The organism is Belliella pelovolcani (genome assembly GCF_900156785.1).
Lineage (GTDB): Bacteria > Bacteroidota > Bacteroidia > Cytophagales > Cyclobacteriaceae > Belliella > Belliella pelovolcani.
In genome coordinates this window covers 146,889-165,003 of record NZ_FTOP01000009.1, presented here as the reverse complement: position 1 = coordinate 165,003, position 18,115 = coordinate 146,889, and the positions used below count along the sequence as shown (strand labels likewise).

General features: G+C 38.5%; 14 protein-coding genes. 6 read left to right on the top strand and 8 right to left on the bottom strand.

All coding sequences use genetic code 11. The features are described 5' to 3' along the window. Window positions 1-13: 13 nt before the first annotated feature. The 3 genes from BW935_RS11610 to BW935_RS11600 form a co-directional block, all read right to left on the bottom strand. Window positions 14-1,264 carry a metallophosphoesterase gene (locus tag BW935_RS11610; RefSeq protein ID WP_076501661.1) on the bottom strand — a complete coding sequence of 417 codons (1,251 nt, stop codon included), beginning with the start codon at window positions 1,262-1,264 and terminating at the stop codon, window positions 14-16. A gap of 268 nt (window positions 1,265-1,532) precedes the next feature. Beyond that, window positions 1,533-3,593, bottom strand: coding sequence for a methionine--tRNA ligase (gene metG / locus BW935_RS11605; RefSeq protein ID WP_076501659.1), 2,061 nt, complete (start codon window positions 3,591-3,593; stop codon window positions 1,533-1,535). Between the two features lie 52 nt (window positions 3,594-3,645). Continuing rightward, a complete protein-coding gene (locus BW935_RS11600) occupies window positions 3,646-4,278 on the bottom strand; it encodes a TetR/AcrR family transcriptional regulator (protein ID WP_076501657.1) in 633 nt (210 codons plus the stop codon). 148 nt (window positions 4,279-4,426) lie between these two features. Here BW935_RS11600 and ligA point away from each other — a divergent pair, with 148 nt between their 5' ends. The 5 genes from ligA (at window position 4,427) to xseB (ending at window position 9,824) form a co-directional block, all read left to right on the top strand. Further along, window positions 4,427-6,877 carry an NAD-dependent DNA ligase LigA gene (gene ligA, locus BW935_RS11595; RefSeq protein WP_076501655.1) on the top strand — a complete coding sequence of 817 codons (2,451 nt, stop codon included), beginning with the start codon at window positions 4,427-4,429 and terminating at the stop codon, window positions 6,875-6,877. Between the two features lie 7 nt (window positions 6,878-6,884). Continuing rightward, window positions 6,885-7,379, top strand: coding sequence for a DUF6913 domain-containing protein (locus tag BW935_RS11590; RefSeq protein WP_076501653.1), 495 nt, complete (start codon window positions 6,885-6,887; stop codon window positions 7,377-7,379). Beyond that, window positions 7,373-8,233 carry a 4-hydroxy-tetrahydrodipicolinate synthase gene (gene dapA / locus BW935_RS11585; protein WP_076501651.1) on the top strand — a complete coding sequence of 287 codons (861 nt, stop codon included), beginning with the start codon at window positions 7,373-7,375 and terminating at the stop codon, window positions 8,231-8,233. Before BW935_RS11590 ends, dapA begins: the two co-directional genes overlap by 7 nt. A 93-nt stretch (window positions 8,234-8,326) precedes the next feature. Beyond that, window positions 8,327-9,643, top strand: a complete 1,317-nt coding sequence (xseA, locus tag BW935_RS11580) for an exodeoxyribonuclease VII large subunit (protein ID WP_076501649.1) — start codon at window positions 8,327-8,329, stop codon at window positions 9,641-9,643. Then, the gene (gene xseB, locus BW935_RS11575; protein WP_076501647.1) at window positions 9,633-9,824 is read left to right on the top strand and encodes an exodeoxyribonuclease VII small subunit; all 192 of its coding nucleotides are present in this window, start codon (window positions 9,633-9,635) and stop codon (window positions 9,822-9,824) included. Before xseA ends, xseB begins: the two co-directional genes overlap by 11 nt. 18 nt (window positions 9,825-9,842) lie before the next feature. On the opposite strand, the gene BW935_RS11570 is transcribed toward xseB, so the two are convergent. From BW935_RS11570 to BW935_RS11550, 5 genes are all read right to left on the bottom strand, one after another. After that, entirely contained in the window at window positions 9,843-10,337 is a 495-nt protein-coding gene (locus BW935_RS11570; RefSeq protein WP_076501645.1) for a UpxY family transcription antiterminator, read from the bottom strand. Between the two features lie 101 nt (window positions 10,338-10,438). Continuing rightward, window positions 10,439-13,846, bottom strand: coding sequence for an efflux RND transporter permease subunit (locus tag BW935_RS11565; protein ID WP_076501643.1), 3,408 nt, complete (start codon window positions 13,844-13,846; stop codon window positions 10,439-10,441). An 8-nt stretch (window positions 13,847-13,854) separates the two neighbouring features. After that, on the bottom strand, window positions 13,855-14,982 hold the full coding sequence (locus tag BW935_RS11560) for an efflux RND transporter periplasmic adaptor subunit (RefSeq protein ID WP_076501641.1): 1,128 nt from the start codon (window positions 14,980-14,982) through the stop codon (window positions 13,855-13,857). 30 nt (window positions 14,983-15,012) lie between these two features. Further along, window positions 15,013-16,401: a TolC family protein gene (locus BW935_RS11555; RefSeq protein ID WP_076501639.1), complete on the bottom strand. Its 1,389-nt coding sequence runs from the start codon at window positions 16,399-16,401 to the stop codon at window positions 15,013-15,015. Further along, entirely contained in the window at window positions 16,398-17,006 is a 609-nt protein-coding gene (locus BW935_RS11550; protein WP_076501697.1) for a TetR/AcrR family transcriptional regulator, read from the bottom strand. The genes BW935_RS11555 and BW935_RS11550 overlap by 4 nt, the downstream gene beginning before the upstream one ends. 256 nt (window positions 17,007-17,262) lie before the next feature. Here BW935_RS11550 and BW935_RS11545 point away from each other — a divergent pair, with 256 nt between their 5' ends. Beyond that, entirely contained in the window at window positions 17,263-18,072 is an 810-nt protein-coding gene (locus tag BW935_RS11545) for an alpha/beta fold hydrolase (RefSeq protein ID WP_076501637.1), read from the top strand. Window positions 18,073-18,115: the final 43 nt, after the last annotated feature.

Sequence of the window (18,115 nt, the reverse complement as noted above, 5' to 3'; positions counted from 1 at the left end):
TTGGTTTCTCAAACTATTTTTTCCTCAATTCTATTACAGTAATTTCTGGCCATATCCCCACCCTACCTGAGAATGCATGAAAACCAAAACCTCTATTCACATACAAAAATTTATCTTCAAATGAAGTCAAACCTGCCCAATTGGGATATCGATACTGTACAGGACTCCATCTGATCAATGGTGTTTCTATTCCAAACTGCATTCCATGCGTATGACCTGAAAGTGTCAGATGGATTTTGTTTGAATGCTTTTTCACTTCTTGATCCCAATGCGATGGATCATGTGAAAGCAAAATCTTAAAATCCGAGGTACTGGTATTTTCCAAAGCTTTCTCCAAATCTCCTTTGGATTGGAAGCCCACTCCCCAGTTCTGCACACCCACGAGAGTGATGAATTGCCCCTCCTTTTCAATCTTGGTATGCTCATCGATGAGTAGCCTATAACCTAGGCGCTCGTGTTGGTTTTTGAATTTCTCAAAATTCTCCTGCTTGGCAGCAGCAGATTCCCAGCTCACATAATCTCCATAGTCATGGTTTCCAATGATTGAAAACTGCCCGTAAGGAGCCTTGATCTGAGCAAAAATTGGAATCATAGGTTCAATCTCTTCAGCATGATGATTGACCAAATCCCCTGTAAAAACAAATAAATCAGAACCTTGCGCCTTGGCTAGATCTACACCTTTCTGCACTGCTTCAAAGTCCTTGAAACTACCCGCATGAATATCTGAAAGCTGTGTGATCGTGAATCCATCAAAAGCCTCTGGCAAATCTTCAAAATAAATGACTTCACGATGAACAGTGAAATTATATTTGCCTTTAGCAATGCCATAAACAAAACTGCTGAAAGGTATCATCGAAACTGTCAATGCCAATACACTTAGCCATTTGACCCTAGTCGGAAACTCAGTGGCTGCTTTCCCATTGAAAACCAAAGAAATGCCTGCTTGGATATTTCTAATGATATCTTCTCCAAAAAGAAATGCTGTACAGACCAATTGAGTGACAGCTACGGTAAGAAATACGTTCAAGACCTGCTGATGGTCTGCGGAAATCTCTCCTGCTTGAAAAATCCGGACAAATGTGTAAATCACCCATAAAGTAATCCCTCCAAAAATCACCCAATAGCTTATAAAGCTTAGCTGTCTCACCTTCTCAGACTCCAAACCTATAAGTATGGTTTTGAATGCTTGGAAAACATACCAATTAAGAAAAGTAGAAAACAAGAAAACTGCTGTGAGAAAAATAATCCCTCCTAATTGATTCATATATTATAATATTTACCTTCTGTTATACTACAACAAGTCGGAAATAGTTCTCTCACTTCAAAAAAATGAAGCCCGACTTGGAGTCAGGCTTTATTTTTATAAACTATGGAATTCAATACGAGTTTCAATTTCGTTTAGTTTAGGATAACTTTTCCAAAGTTCAGATTTGTGAACAATGTTTGTATTTACTTTTAACCCAACTTTGGAAAAGTTTAAATTCAACTTGTAGTCTTATCTAAACGACATTAATACAAGTGTATTCAAATCATTAACTAATACTGCTTCCCTCTGTCGTAGGAGAACCCGGTAGAAGTAATCTTAGACTTCCGTCTCTATCTTCAGCCATCAAGATCATCCCTTCTGAATCTATACCCATCATTTTTCTTGGAGCTAGATTGATCAGCATGGTGACTTGCTTACCTATCAAATCCTCTGGCTTGAAATACTCCGCTACTCCACTAAGTACGGTTTTCTTACCAAGACCAGTATCAACAGTTAGTTTGAGTAGCTTCTTAGATTTGGGCATAGGCTCAGCTGTGAGAACTGTTACCACACGCATATCCAACTTAGCAAAATCATCATATGTAATGATCTCTTTCATAGGCGCTGCCACTGCATTGGCCAATTCGTTTTGCTTCTTAGCTTCTAGGAGTTTATTTACCTGTGCTTCTACTACTTGATCCTCAATTTTATCGAAAAGCAGGGCTGCCGAATTGATGGAATCTCCAGCCTTGAGTGTATTGATATCACCAGCATCTGACCATTTCAAACCTTTCAAATTGAACATATTGAAAATCTTCTCTGAGGTGAAAGGCAAAAAAGGCTCAGCCACCACTGCCAAGTTGGCCGCAATGTTCAAGGCAATATTCAAAATGGTACCTGTTCTAACTTTGTCCTCTTTGATCGTTTTCCACGGCTCTGTGTCCGCAAGGTATTTGTTACCTAATCGAGCAAAATCCATCACAAAAGAAAGTGCCTCTCTGAACCTATAGCGCTCTATGGATGCCGCTATTTTCTCGGGAAACTCCTTCAAGCCAGCCAATACTTCCTGATCATAAGCAGTCAATTCGCTCTTAGCTGGCACCACTCCATCAAAAAACTTGTGCGTAAGTACCACAGCACGATTTACGAAGTTGCCAAATACGGCAACCAATTCAGAGTTATTTCTAGATTGGAAATCCTTCCAAGTGAAGTCATTATCCTTCGTCTCAGGAGCATTGGCTGTCAAAACATAACGCAATACATCCTGCTTCCCGGGAAACTCTTCCAGATATTCATGCAACCATACCGCCCAATTCCTAGAAGTGGAAATCTTATCTCCTTCCAAGTTCAAAAATTCATTGGCAGGTACATTATCAGGTAACACATATCCCCCGTGTGTTTTAAGAATAGCTGGAAAAATGATGCAATGAAAGACAATATTATCTTTGCCAATAAAATGAACCAGTTTGGTGTCTTCGTCCTTCCAATATGGTTCCCAATCTTTTCCTTGCTCGGCTGCCCATTCCTTAGTAGAGGAAATATAACCAATAGGCGCATCAAACCAAACATAGAGCACTTTTCCTGTCGCTCCTTCCACAGGTACCGGTATTCCCCATTCCAGGTCTCTTGTCATAGACCTAGCCTGTAAGCCATCTCCAGCTTCTAACCATGACCTACACTGACCCAGCACATTATTTTTCCAATCTTCCTGATGCTCTTCTAGAATCCAATGCTTCAAAAATTCCGTGTACCTTGCCAAATCCAAAAACCAATGCTTGGTTTCTTTTAGTACAGGCGTATTCCCACTTAGTTTAGACTTGGGATTGATCAACTCAGTTGGGCTGAGGGAACTTCCGCATTTTTCACACTGATCTCCATAAGCACCATCATGACCACATTTTGGACAAGTACCTTCTATGTATCGGTCTGCCAAAAATTGTCCCGCTTCTTCGTCAAAATACTGCTTTGTAGACTGTTCTAAAAACTCTCCTTTTTCATAAAGGTCCTTGAAAAAGTCCGAGGCTGTTTCGTGATGAATTTTCGCAGATGTTCTTGAATAGTGGTCAAAACTAATACCGAATTCCTTAAAACTACTTTTCATCATTTCATGGTAGCGATCCACTACCTCTTGAGGACTGATTCCCTCCTTCTGCGCCTTGATGGTGATAGCTACGCCATGTTCGTCAGAACCACAGACATAAGCTACATCCCTATCTAGGGAACGTAAGTATCTGACATAGATATCTGAAGGAATATAGCAACCCGCCAAATGTCCAATATGTAAAGGGCCATTGGCATAAGGAAGTGCTGAAGTGACTGTATATCTTTTGAAATCTTTCTTGTTCATAGCGTGCAAAGATAGCATATTTGACGAGCAATAAGGGCTCTGAATGGTGTAATTAAACTTTTTGGAACTCTTCTCGTGCTTCATCTGTCAAGATACCCTGATAGATGATCTGAATGGCCTGATCAAAAAGTTCGGAAGTCTTCAGGTTCATATTTTCATGCATTTCTCTTGGAAACTGAGCTAAAAATTTGGGATCGATCAAGTTTTGGATTGCCGATGCATAGACCAATACAATCAGAGTTTTATTCATCCCTGATATCACAAATCCTTTATCAATTCCTTCTTGTATTAATTTCTGAAACCTGAGGTATGCTGAATCTCTAACATAATCTTGAAGCTCCCCCCAAATCTCAGGAGCGTGCTCTCTAAGATCCTCCAATAATTCAGGATTGATCGGTGCTAAATCATTGGCCACAACAGTGAGAAATGACTTTAATTTAGCAGTAAAAGGAATATATTGATTCTCTAACAGCGTTTCGACTTTTGTAGTCAATCTATTTTTCAACAGTTCAAAAGCAGCGGCAAGCAATTCTAACTTTCCCGGAAAATACTTGTAGAGTGTTTTTTTACTCATGCCCAATTCCTGAGCAATATCATCCATGGTGGTGTTTTTATAGCCTTGCTTCACAAAAAGCTTATAGGCTACATCCAAAATTTTGGCTTCTATTTCAGTTTTCTTACTCATTATCTCAGAATTGAGGACAAATATAGACATTCAAATCAAATTACTTATTCTTATCTAGGTTGTTCATCCATCACAAAAGCTTTGTGCTTTCATAGGCAAAGCTTAATTTTGGTTTTGAAGATCATCGCAGACCCAAAGTATTTGAAATATGACGCCAGAACAGGCTAAGGCTAGAATTGAATCCCTCTCCCAGCAGATCAATTACCACAATCACCTCTATTATCAAGAAGATAGAACCGAAATCTCTGATTTTGAATTTGATCAACTGTTGGAAGAGCTGATTCGACTAGAAACAGAATTCCCTCAATTTTTGAAAGAAGACAGTCCTTCTCAGCGTGTTGGCGGTACGATTACCAAGGAATTTGAAACAGCAGTCCACGAATCACGGATGTTGTCTTTGGGTAATACCTATTCAGAGGAAGAACTATTAGCATTTGACGAAAGAGTAGCCAAAGGACTTGGGCATAGAGATTTTGAGTATTTCTGCGAATTGAAGTTTGATGGTGTGGCGATCAGTTTGATATATGAAAAGGGAAAACTTATGCGAGCAGTCACTAGAGGAGATGGTACAAGAGGAGACGTAGTGACTGAGAATATCAAGACCATTAGAAATATTCCTATTGTGATCAAAGGTGATCAGATTCCTGAGAAGTTTGAAGTAAGGGGCGAAATATTTCTACCAAGAAAGGAATTTGATAAAATCAACGCAGAGCGTGAAGCACAAGGTGAAGCACTACTAGCCAATCCAAGGAATGCAGCTTCGGGTACTGTGAAAATGCAAGATAGCAGCATTGTCGCCAAGAGGAGATTGAATTGCTACTTCTACCAACTGATAGCAGACGAGGGGGATATCACACAGCATGATCAGGCCATGCGTTTACTTGAAAATTGGGGTTTCAATGTCTCCCCTACTTATCAAAAATGCAAGGGAATCAAGGAGGTCTTGACCTTTATTGAATCATGGAGAGAAAAAAGACACGAATTACCCTTGGATACTGATGGCGTGGTGCTCAAGGTCAATGACTATGACCAAAGAGAAGAATTAGGCTACACCGCAAAGATTCCAAGATGGGCCATCGCTTACAAATATCAAGCAGAAAGCGCAGAAAGCGAGCTACTTTCTATCACTTATCAAGTTGGGCGTACAGGAGCTATCACTCCAGTAGCCAACCTTTCTCCTGTTCAATTAGCTGGAACTACCGTCAAAAGAGCTTCTCTTCATAATGCGAACGAAATTGAAAGACTTGGACTGTATGAAGGGGATATTGTGCATGTGGAAAAAGGTGGCGAGATCATCCCAAAAATCACGGCTGTTTCAATCGAGAAAAGAAAACCCAATACGAAGCCTATTCAGTACATCACCCACTGTCCGGAATGCAGCACAGCATTGGTGAGAAAAGAGTCAGAGGCCAAGCACTATTGCCCTAATACACATAGCTGCCCTCCACAATTACTTGGGAGGATTGAACATTTTGTGCATAAGCGAGCCATGGACATAGATTCTATGGGAACAGAACGCATCCGAGCATTGATCGATCAAGGTTATATCGCAGACTTTGCAGATATCTATGATTTGGAGCAAAAGACAGAGGAGCTGCTAGGTCTGGAAATGAACCAAGATCAATACCAAAAGACAGATGAAGGAATGTTGTACATTTCATTGAACAAATCTCTATTTGCATTGACAGAGGGGATCTCCTTGAGTGCTATCAATCAATTTTTGGATGCTGAGACAGAAAACACCTTAGGACAAACCCTCAAAAATTTCCAGTACTTTATTCGTGAGAGCAAGAAAAAAGTAGCCCAAAATATAGGCACTATCCAAATGCTTGAAAGTCTACTTGAAGCCTATTCATTTCCTAAACTAGAAGACTTTTTGCCTGTACCCATCGTACTAAACTTGATTGTAGGCAAACAAGTAGGCATAAGTAGACTGAAGGAATTGGCAAGTAAAGAGAATACTATCCATGGAATCATCTTAAAAACTGGTATAACACTGAGCTCCGATCAAGACGATCGTATCAAAAAACTCAAAGCCAACACATTCCAAGAAGGCGTCATCAGCAATATGATGGAGGGTATCAAAGCGTCAAAAGCACAGCCATTTGAAAAGGTGCTTTTTGCACTAGGGATCAGAAATATTGGTGAAAATACAGCTCAGATTCTCGCAAGAGCTTTCAAAAGTCTCGATGCGCTACAAACTGCTAGCGTGGACGCCCTATTAGAAATCAACGGTGTAGGTGAAACTCTGGCCTTGAGTATCCAAGATTATTTCTCAGAAACACAAAATCTTGAAGTCATTGAACGTCTCAAAGCACAAGGGTTAAAATTTGAAATCGAAGAAGTAGAAAAAACCACGCTGGGCAATGCTTTGGCTGGCAAGAAAATACTCGCTTCTGGTAAATTGAACCATTTCAAGAGAGACGAGATTATAGACTTCATAGAAAGTCACGGAGGTCAATATGTCAAATCTGTATCTAAAACGCTAGATTTCATCATTGAAGGCGAAGACATGGGGCCTAGCAAAAAAGAAAAAGCAGAAAAGCTGGGAGTCAAGCTAATTTCAGAAGCTGATTTCCTCAAAATGGTAGAAAGTTAAAATGTAAATGAATTTTATAAAGAAATATTTTATCCAAAGGCAGAACAAAGCAAAACTGAGGGAGACAGTTACAGATAAGCCTTTTCCCAAAAATGTAGCTGCTATCGGAATCCTAGCACAAAATCTAAATGATGTAGAAATCATTGAAGAACAGATCAGAAATTTCTTTGGTAACCAAATTGAAATTTACAGTCTATTTTACAGCAAACTAGAAAACGAAAACGGAATATCTGAAAAGGATTTTGGCCTATTTGGTAAGCCAAATGACAAAATCAACGGATTTTTATCTAAAAATCTCGATTTTATTTTGACTCCCTCTTTAAACCTTGACCCTTATTTACTTTATTTGCTCCTTCATGCTACGGCCCAGTTCAAAATCGGCTTCTTTTCACCCGAAAATAAAGATTTATTGGATTTGATGCTGAGCAAAGACGAAAAGGACTTAAAAGTGAATAGTCAGAAATTACTAGAATACTTTATAAAAATTAAAGCAGCATGTTAAACCTAGTAGGTACAGGTGTGGCGTTGATTACGCCGATGAATGAAGATTATACCATCGACTTTGATGGGTTAGAAAAACTGATCAATCATGTGATCGAGGGTGGAGCAGATTACTTGGTAGTGCAAGGAACTACAGGGGAATCAGCCACCATGACAAAGGATGAAAAAAGAAAAATTCTTTCTGCATCCTTGAAAATCAATGCTGGAAGACTTCCTGTCGTATATGGATTGGGGGGCAACAATACTGCTGCTGTTTTAGAAGAAATCAAGACAACAGATTTCAAAGGTATAGATGCAATTTTATCCGTTTGCCCATATTATAACAAACCTTCACAAAGCGGTATCATAGCACATTATCAAGCGATAGCAGATGCATGTCCAGTACCAGTGATTCTCTATAATGTACCAGGAAGAACAGTAACCAATATGACGGCTGCTACGACTTTGGAATTGGCGAAGCATCCCAATATCATTGCTATGAAGGAAGCGAGTGGCAACTTAGAGCAATGCATGGCAATCGCATCATCAAAGCCAAGTGATTTCTTGTTGATTTCTGGAGATGATATGTTGACCTTGGCCATGCGATCCATTGGAGGATCTGGAGTAATTTCAGTTTTGGCAAATGCCTATCCGGCTACTTTTAAAAGCATTTGTCACGGAGATTTTGAGACTGCAAGAAAAGCTACTTTTAGCTTATTGGATATCAATCCATTGATGTATGAAGAAAGCAATCCTGTAGGTCTGAAATTTCTAATGAATGAACTTGGTATATGTGGAGACGCCGTCAGATTACCCTTGGTAAAGGCCTCAGCATCTCTTCAATCAAAGATAAAAGGGGCAATGATCGGAATTTAATCTTTAAAAGTAAAAGGCCAGGCTTATCTTAAATATTGAAGTTAAACTCCATTTCATTGATGGAGTTTTTCTTTTTTTAGCTAATTTTCCATCATGCAACAAGCCATATCACTTTTAGAACTTAATCAAATCATAAAGGGTACCTTAGAACAACAATTAGCACCCAACTACTGGATTGTGGCCGAAATAGGTGAGCTTAAAATGGCAGCACAAGGTCATGCCTATTTGGAACTGGTGGAGAAAAGTGGCAATCAAGTACGTGCAAAAGTAAGGGCTAATATTTGGCAATATTCCTTTAGAACAATTGCTGGCAGGTTCCAAGCAACCACTGGGCAAGCACTAAAAGTAGGTATGAAAATACTTGCTTTGGCCACTGTAACTTTCCACGAACTCTATGGATTAAGTCTCAACATCAAAGATATTGATCCTAACTTCACTTTAGGAGAGAGAGCCAGAATAAGGCAAGAGATCATCGACAGACTCACGCATCAAGGCATGATGGAAATGAATAAGCGCTTTGAACTGCCACTGGTCCCTCAAAAAGTAGCAGTCATAAGTAGCCAATCAGCTGCTGGTTATGGAGACTTTATTCAGCAGCTACAAACCAACAGGTATGGTTACAGCGTGCATCACCGACTCTTTCAGGCTACACTTCAAGGGGAAGGTGCAGCCAAGACAATCATTTATGCCTTGGATCAAATTGAAGAACTTAGTCAGGAGCTAGGCTTCAATTTGGTAGTGATCATACGTGGTGGAGGTGCGCAAATGGACTTAGATTGTTTTGATGATTACGATTTAGCCATGGCTATTGCCAAATTCCCCATACCAATCATTACAGGGATAGGACATGAAAGAGATGAAACCATCGCTGATTTGGTGGCACATACCAAAGTCAAGACCCCAACTGCAGCAGCTGAATTCATTCTTTCAGGATTCATGGATTTTGAAGAGCAGGTTCTTTCTTCAATGAAGCAAATAGAGCGATATACCAAACAAATCCTTCAGTGGGAAGATCGAAAACTCATTGACTCAGAGTCCAAATTGAAAAATATCAGTCGACAACAATTGCTCAGGGCTAGTGAAACGCTCTCAATGAAAATTGCTCAAATCAAAAGCATTGCATCCAATCAACTGAATTTCAATAGTTATCAAATAGAAAAACTAGCACTTAACCTCAAAAAGGAAAGCATAAGTGTCATCAATTCACAGCTAAAAAACATTGATAACCTTGAGCGAAGTATCAATAACTTAGATCCAGCATCCTTTTTCAAAAAAGGCTATACTCGCTCTGAAGTGCTTGGGAAGCCTATTCACCTACAAGAAATTCAAGCAGGTGATGAAATGATCACCTATACAAATAAGCAACAAATCAAAAGTACCATCAATCAAATATCATCACATGGAAAATAATCAAATCAGCTATGACAAAGCAGTCAAGCGCATCGAAGAAATTGTTGGCATTCTAGAATCAGGAGAAGAAGGCATTGACCAATTATCTGTACTTGTCAAAGAAGCTGCCGACTTAGTCAAGCAGTGTAAAAGCAAACTTAGAATGACTGAGGAAGAAATCAATAAAGCTTTTGAAGAATAATAAAGTCTCAAAATTGAACTAAATCACTTCCAAAAACTTCCTTGGAATATTTACGACTAAGTTTTGATTGATGCCGGGAACACGGATAATAAAATAATCTTTATTCCCCTTGTTGATGCATTCTCCAGACATGCCTTCGAGTGCTCCGCCGATGATTTTCACTTGTTCACCAGGCGCTATCTCAGAGTTATCCGTTTCTACGGCTACACCAGTTTCCAAAATACGCTTGATCATTTTGATCTCTTCTTCACGAACTGTGGCATGTTCTCCGTTGAAATGGACAAACTTTACAGCTCCGGGAGTTTGTAAACACTGCCAAAGATTGGGTTTGGAAGTTTTCACAAAAAGGTAACCATTAAAGAGTGCCTTTTGTACTTTCTTTTTGCGATCAGACCATTGTCTCAATTCCTCTACCATGGGCAAAAAAACCTCTAATCCCTTATCCTGTAATCTTTGCGCTACTTTCTTCTCAGCTCTTGAGGTCGTATAAAGTACAAACCAGTTTAAATCCATGTGCTTTTATTTAAAAATTTATAGAATACAAAATTAAAAACCCTTGAGATAATATCCCAAGGGTTTAATCATTTAAAACCACCAACCTTTATTAAATCATGCTATTTGAATCTACGAATCAACATGTTTAATTTATCTGCCAATAAATACATGACAGGTACGATGACTAACGTCAAAAAGGTAGCAAAGGTTAACCCAAAAATCACAGTCCAAGCCATCGGACCCCAAAAACTTGCATTATCACCACCAATGTAGAATTGCGGGTCAAATTGGGATAGCATAGTTGCAAAATTGATGTTCATACCTATAGCCAATGGAATCAATCCCAATACGGTAGTGATAGCAGTCAGCAATACTGGTCGTAATCTGGTTTTTCCTCCCTGAATGATGCTACTCAATAGTTCATCATATGGCAGAAACTCCCCATCTTCTAGTCCTAATTCCTCTCTCCTTCTAGATCTCACCAAGTTGGTATAATCAATCAAAACGATGGCATTATTCACAACTACCCCAGCAAGTGAGATAATCCCAATTCCGGTCATGATGACAACGAAATCCATATTAAAAATTACCAAACCCAAAAACACACCAATAGTACTCAAAATCACGGATGCCATGATGATAAATGGCGTAGTTACAGAATTGAATTGTGCAACAATAATGAAGAAAATCACTGACACAGCAATAAATAAAGCGCGCATCAAGAAAGCTTGAGACTTTGCTTGCTCTTCCTGCTCTCCTGTAAATTTTACTGTAATTCCCTCTGGTCTCGTATGACGTGATGCCAGATCTTTCAACTGATTATTGATTTCTGTAGGGTTAAATCCATCAGTTACATTAGAGAAAATGGAGATTACTTTCTCTAAATCCTTTCTCTTCACTGAACCATAAGTAGAGCCATATTCTAAGGTTGCTACCGCTGAGATTGGCACTTCTTTTTGATTACCGAACTTATCTCTAAAGTTGATTTTCTTATTGATCAATGAATTCAAATCATACCTGTATTCGTCTTTCAACCTCAATTGAATTGGATAGTCATCTTCTCCATCTTTGAACTTGGATACTTCTAGACCAAATAGCGCAGTTCTCAGTTCATTGGCTATAGTAGAGGTAGATAAGCCAAACCTTCTAGCTTTTTCTCTATCGATATTAAGAACTACTTCTGGGCTTCCCAACTCGAGGTCAGTTTTAAGCTCTTCTATACCTGCAATATTAGCAGACACCAGATACTCTCTAAACTCCCCAACATAAGCGATCAATTCTTCAAAATTCTCTCCAGCTACTTCTATATTGATTGCTTTCCCAACTGGTGGGCCATCTCTCTGTTTATCCACAGTAAATAAGACACCAGGGTATTTCTCAACCAAATCGCGAATTTCCTCCATTACCAGATTTGTATTCACACCTTTTCTAAATTGAGTTTCCACAAAGCTGATTGTGATTTTTGCTTTATGAGGCGTGTTAGCAATACTTGGTCCCTCAGACTGATCACCTGTACCCTCGCCAACTTGTGTGATCACTGATTCTATGATGTCTGAATAAGGTGCCAGTACTTCCATCAATTCGTCTTCCATAGAGAGTACAAAATTATTTGTAGCTTCTGTGTCAGTACCTATTGGCTTTTCAATAAAGACATTGACAAGAGCAGGTTCATTGTCAGGGAAAAACAAGACCTTTGGTGATCTCACAATGAGCAAGCCTACTGATAATATTAAGAGCAAATTGATCCCTGCAAAGAATACGTAAGGTTTCTTACCTTCAAGTGCAAAAAACAAGGTTGCTTCATAGATGTTCTCTAATTTCACCAAAAACACATTCTGAAACCACCTGATCGCTTTTCTAAGTAACAATACATTGAAAACAGTGAGCAATGCACCAATCATCGCAAGATTACCCATTGATATCCATCCAAAGATGTAGAAAACTATCCCAAAAATGGATAAAACCAAAGCAACTACCAATGGCTTTTTCTTTGGCTTAATCATGTCTACATCTTGTACTTTCATTAACAATGAAGTCAATACTGGATTCACAACTAGAGCAACAAATAATGAAGATGATAAAACTATGATCAGGGTAATCGGGAGGTATTTCATAAACTCTCCAATCAAATCATCCCAAAAAGCCAAAGGCAAGAACGCAGCCAATGTGGTGGCAGTGGATGTGATGATAGGCCAAGCCACTTCCCCTACCCCTTCTTTTGCAGCCTGAATAGCTGGTTTTCCTTCTTGCATCAAACGATAGATATTTTCTACCACTACGATGCCATTATCCACCAACATCCCCAAAGCAAGAATCAAGGCGAATAACACCATTAAGTTCAACGTAATCCCAAAAGCATTGAGAATGAGGAATGAAATAAACATGGAAAGTGGAATCGCTATGCCTACAAAAAGGGCATTTCTGAAACCTAGGAAAAACATCAAGACCAAAATCACCAAAATTACCCCAAAGATGATACTATTCTCTAGGTCATTGACCTGAGAACGTGTTTGCTTGGATTGATCATTGGTAATGCTGATTTCCAAATCATCTGGAAAGCGATTGGCCTGGGCTCGTTCAATGATTTCTTTAATCTTATCAGAAGCGTCCAGTAAGTTTTCGCCACTTCTTTTGATTACATTGACAGTCACTACTGGAAGCTTGTTGCTTCGAGCGTAAGAAGTTCTCTCTTTATAAGTATCACTTACCTCTGCTACATCACGGAGATAGACGATTCTATTATTTTCAGTCTTGACAATGATATCAAGCAATTCCATTGGATCTTGAAACTCACCAGCTATCCTCAATGCTCTTCTAAAATCACCTGCTAGCAAGTTACCGCCTGATATGGTTAGATTCTCTTGACCTACTGCTTCGGATATATCAGAAAAGGCAACACCTAGAGCTTCCATTTTGAAAATATCAGCATCAATTCGGATTTCTCTTTCTATGGTACCCCTTAATTCAGCTTTGGAAATTTCAGGAAGCTTTTCAATTTCATCTTCTAGATATTCTCCGAACTTCTTCAGCTCCTCCTCAGTATAATTTCCCGAAATATTCACATTCATAATCGGGAAATCTGAGGTATTTATCTCAATCACATCAGGATCTTGATCTAGGTCATTTGGTAGCTCACTTTTTGACTTGTCTACTGCATCCTTGACATCCTGTATCGCTTTGGAAATCTCTACACCTGGATTGAATTCAATGACAATTGATGAAAAATCCTGCACAGAGGTGGATTTGATGTCTTTGACATTATTCAATCCTTTCAATTCCTTTTCTATAGGTCTTGTGATCAGATTCTCCATATCCACAGGAGAATTGCCTGGATATGCAGTACCCACATAGACTGTAGGAATAACTATCTCTGGAAAACTCTCCTTGGGCATGGTCTTGTATGCCATGATACCCAGTACGGTAATGATAAATACCAATATGACCACAGAAGTCTGATTGTCCACAGAAAGTGAACTCAAACCAAACTGACGTATGACTCCTTTTTTCTTTTCTTCTTGATTAGACATGAGAAAAATTATTGAGTAATGTTTACACTAAAATTGTCTCCAACTTCTCTAAAACCTTTATCTACCAAAACTTCCGTTCCATTGAGTCCTTCTTTTATTTCGGTGATTTCCTTGTAGGTCATTCCTCTCGTGATGTATCTTTTCTTGGCAACCTCATTTTCTACTACAAATACATAATCTCCTTTGCTATCCTGGAGCACGAGGTAATTAGGAACCGTAATGGCACCTGCGCTTTCATAATCGTTGATTTTCACTACCGAAATCATGTTAGGCTTGACATTGTCCATTCTTGGTAGAAATACTTCTACTTTGAATGTCCTGTTGTTAGGATTGATAATTGCTCCTACTGCAGATACTTTGGTTTTCAAAGTTTGATTGATAGATGGAAAAGCAATCTCTACCGAATCACCCTTACCTACAATACCAACATATCTTTCAGAAATATCAGCTTCTATAAACAGATCACTTTCCCCTACAAACTGGAACATCGGTGTACCTGGTTGCACCAATTCACCCAATCTTACATTCACTGTTTCTACGGTTCCTTTGAATGGTGCCCTTACTTGTGATCTGTTCAATTGTGTTTTGAGCCCAGCTAAACTTTTCTCTAGTGATTCTTTCCTGTTTTTGGCTTCAAGAAACTGAATCTCAGTACCAATCTCTTGATTCCACAACCTCTCCTGCTTTTCAAAAACTACCGTAGCTAGCTCTAGCTGCTTTTCAAGCTCCTCCATATTTCTTACAATCGATTCAGAATCAATAATCGCAAGCACGTCTCCTTTGTTAACGCGCATACCTTCGATGGCTTTGACCTCTTGAATTCTGCCGGCTACCTCCCCAGAAATACTGACATTCTTTTTAGATAACACCGCTCCAGTGACCTCTATGAAGTGTTTGAATTCCTCTTTTGTAGGTCTGATGGTGGTGATCAGGACAGATTTTCTTAAAGTCTTCCCAAAGTCAGGGTCCAGTTTAGCGATCTCCTTTTCTAATTCTTCGATAGCGCTATTCAAAGCAGTGACTTCTTTTCTTTTTTTCTCTAAATCAGCCTTTTTGTTAGCCAATTCATCATTGCTTCCACAAGCCACTACAAGCATGGCTAAGGGCAGTATCAAAAATTTGTATGATAATTTCATGTGTATATATCTTGGTAGTTTTCCTTATAATTATAGTATTCCTAATGCTTTTTCAAGATCCACTTTAGCAATCAAAGCATCATAAAGAGCTGAATAATAATTGGTCTCAGCTTCTTTCAAAGCTGAATCGGCTTCTACAACTTCTAAGTTTGAGCCAACGCCTTCTTGGTACTTGATTTTAGTCATTTCAAAAACCTCCAAAGCAAGTTCCCTATTTTCTTGTTGTACACTAAGCGTTCTGATGGCATTTTTCAAAGTAGTTTTTGCTTGGTACCTCTCCAACTCAATATTCTCCTCAATAAAATATCTTTGATTTTCTAACTGCCTGATTTGAACCCTATTCTGTTGTACTTTATAACTTTTTCTGAGGCCATCAAAGATGGGAATAGACATCCTCAAACCTGCAAAAGAAGAAGAAAACCAACGATCAGAATCCAGTATAGTGTTGAATTGCTGCGCACCAGTTACTCGTTGGAATGTTCCAAAAGCTGAAAGATTTGGCATATATTGAACCTGATTGTTCTTCAAATCCAGCTTTGCCAATTCTAGGTTGGTGTTGATTTGGTCTATCTCTACTCTTCTATATCCATTGTTTGCAAGCAATGATTCTAGCTCTGTTAAAGTATGGATATCAGTAATTTTCTGATTAATTTCTATCGGAACATTAATTGGCATCCCAATTTGTACCTTAAGAAGTTGTTTGCTAATCTCCTCTGCTGCTTCAATTTTATCCAATTCGGTCTTCAAGTTGTTTAATTGAACTTTGACTCTACTGACATCTAATTTTTCTACAAATCCCTCTTGATAAAGTGCTTCTGTTTCTTTTAAAAGAGTCTCTATTCTGCTGAGATTTGCAGCAACTAATTCCTTTCTTTCAGCATTAATCAAAACAGTGAAATAAGCTTTTTTGGTAGACTCAATGATATCTGTTTCTGTCTTTTCTTTATCAAATTCTGTCAAGGACTTCAAGGTCTTTGCAGCTTTCAAGCCAACAAAATAAGACCCATTGAATACCATCTGCTCTACACTGAAAGTCAAAGAAGATTGATAGTTAACAGCAAAAGGAATAACGGTAATATCATCTGGACCTCCTCCAGCTCCAGGGTCTCCATCTCCACCTAGAAGACCACCTGCTTCAGCAGGTAAGATGATTAATGGTGGTTGCAAGTTTTTAGTCATTTCTAACGTCCCATTAACTTGGGGCAGTCCAGTTGCTCTATTCTCGCCAATAATACCTTTAGAAATCAATACCTCTAATTGCGCATTTTTAGCGTCCACATTGTTTTCCAAGGCAAACTTGATGCTTTCTTCCAAGGTGAGCGAAATCACTTGCTGCTGTGCTAGGCTCAGTGCTGGGCTGAAAAACATCAATGCCAAGGCATAAAATCCCAATTGGATTTTCTTAATCATCCTTTTCATTGCTGGTTGGTTTTCTTTTTTTGGTAAGTATCTTTTCCTTTTTCTGTAAAAATGCCATGGAGAAAATGCTCAAAGACTTCTAAGTGTAATTCTCCTAAATTAAATTTTGATGGTGGAAATTTGATTGGATCAAACAAACTCGACATCTGCTCTACCCTCATGGCTGCGATGATTTCAGAATTGATCTCTGATCGAAAATAACCCTCTTCTTTGCCCTTTTGTAGGACTTCCATGATTTCTTGATAGATATATTTCTGTTTGAACTCTTCAAATATCTGCCAACATTGTGGATAATACCTTTGCAATTCATTCATCACAAATGGATTCATCTCAGCAAATCTTTTTCTAACATAGATTGACAGACCCACCAAATGTTCTATGACTCCATTATTCAACTGAGGTAACTCTTTCATTTTACACTCATCCTGTTCTAATGCCTTCTGAAAGGTCTCTAATACCAGCTGATTTTTATCCGAAAATTCTTGATAAATAGTCTTTTTGGATACGCCTGCCAGTCTCGCGATGTCATCCATCGTCACCGCACGAATACCGAACTGCATAAACTGCTCAATTGCCGTGACGATTATTTTTTCTTTTGTGTCCAAATCATTTAAAATTTGATACAAAACTCTGGAAACTTTTACAAAGTTCAAAGTTTCCAACGTTTTTATTTGAAATTTTGTTTGGGGAAAATGATCAATCTAAATAGATCAAAGAATAATATTTTTAAGAAAATATATTTTACTATTTTTAGAGGGACTCTGAAGGAAAAAGAAAAAGGTTGTTTTGCTAGAAAAATCAAATTATGATTTATATATACATCCACTTTTTTAATTTAGAAACCAAATCGAACTATGCATTATGATTGAAAGAGTACTTGAAACTTCCTTTGGTAATCTAGCCTATGAAAAACATGGTGATGGATCAGAGGTCTATTTACTTTTCCATGGCTTTGGTCAAAACAGAAAAGCTTTCAAGGAGTTTTTAAGGGTTAAAAAAAATGAAAATACATTTTATTTGATAGATATATTTTACCATGGCCAAAGCAGTTGGGTGAGTAGCAAATACACCCTTTCCAAAGCCAAATGGTCCGACATCATGCATCAATTTTTAGATCAAGAAAAGATAACATCCTTCCATCTTGTCGGCTACAGTATGGGAGGCAAATTTTCTTTAGTGACCTACGAGCTGTTTCCTTCAAGGATCCTTTCCTTATTATTGATAGCACCTGATGGTATCAAAACTGGATTTTGGTACAGCATGACTACATTCCCTTCAATCCTCAACAAAGTTTTTAAGCACGTGGTCTTTCATCCCGAGCGCTTTTTTAAAACCATGAATATCTTAAATAAATTGGGCGTACTAGAAAAGAGCATCATGAAATTCGTTGAGTCACAAATGAATACCAGAACAAGGCGTGCTCAAGTATACTTTACTTGGATAGTATTCAAGCCAATCAAACCCAATTTAAGAACGATTATCAAAGTAATACGGAGCAAGGAGACGCCTATTACGCTAATCACTGGCACCTATGACATCATGGTCACCGCTGAGAATCTAAATCGCTTCAGATCAAAAATTCCTCACATCATTCAAATCGAACTCCCTTGTGGCCATAATTCCCTGATTGAAGAAACAAGTAAATATATTCTTGATAAAAGAAATGAATGAAAAAACCCTCTGAAATCACATTGAATTTCAGAGGGTATCTATA

Excerpts from the sequence above, each read along its gene's own strand:
- BW935_RS11610 (WP_076501661.1), bottom strand. The coding sequence starts at position 1,264 with ATGAATCAATTAGGAGGGATTATTTTTCTCACAGCAGTTTTCTTGTTT.
- metG (WP_076501659.1), bottom strand. The coding sequence starts at position 3,593 with ATGAACAAGAAAGATTTCAAAAGATATACAGTCACTTCAGCACTTCCT.
- BW935_RS11600 (WP_076501657.1), bottom strand. The coding sequence starts at position 4,278 with ATGAGTAAGAAAACTGAAATAGAAGCCAAAATTTTGGATGTAGCCTAT.
- ligA (WP_076501655.1), top strand. The coding sequence starts at position 4,427 with ATGACGCCAGAACAGGCTAAGGCTAGAATTGAATCCCTCTCCCAGCAG.
- BW935_RS11590 (WP_076501653.1), top strand. The coding sequence starts at position 6,885 with ATGAATTTTATAAAGAAATATTTTATCCAAAGGCAGAACAAAGCAAAA.
- dapA (WP_076501651.1), top strand. The coding sequence starts at position 7,373 with ATGTTAAACCTAGTAGGTACAGGTGTGGCGTTGATTACGCCGATGAAT.
- xseA (WP_076501649.1), top strand. The coding sequence starts at position 8,327 with ATGCAACAAGCCATATCACTTTTAGAACTTAATCAAATCATAAAGGGT.
- xseB (WP_076501647.1), top strand. The coding sequence starts at position 9,633 with ATGGAAAATAATCAAATCAGCTATGACAAAGCAGTCAAGCGCATCGAA.
- BW935_RS11570 (WP_076501645.1), bottom strand. The coding sequence starts at position 10,337 with ATGGATTTAAACTGGTTTGTACTTTATACGACCTCAAGAGCTGAGAAG.
- BW935_RS11565 (WP_076501643.1), bottom strand. The coding sequence starts at position 13,846 with ATGTCTAATCAAGAAGAAAAGAAAAAAGGAGTCATACGTCAGTTTGGT.
- BW935_RS11560 (WP_076501641.1), bottom strand. The coding sequence starts at position 14,982 with ATGAAATTATCATACAAATTTTTGATACTGCCCTTAGCCATGCTTGTA.
- BW935_RS11555 (WP_076501639.1), bottom strand. The coding sequence starts at position 16,401 with ATGAAAAGGATGATTAAGAAAATCCAATTGGGATTTTATGCCTTGGCA.
- BW935_RS11545 (WP_076501637.1), top strand. The coding sequence starts at position 17,263 with ATGATTGAAAGAGTACTTGAAACTTCCTTTGGTAATCTAGCCTATGAA.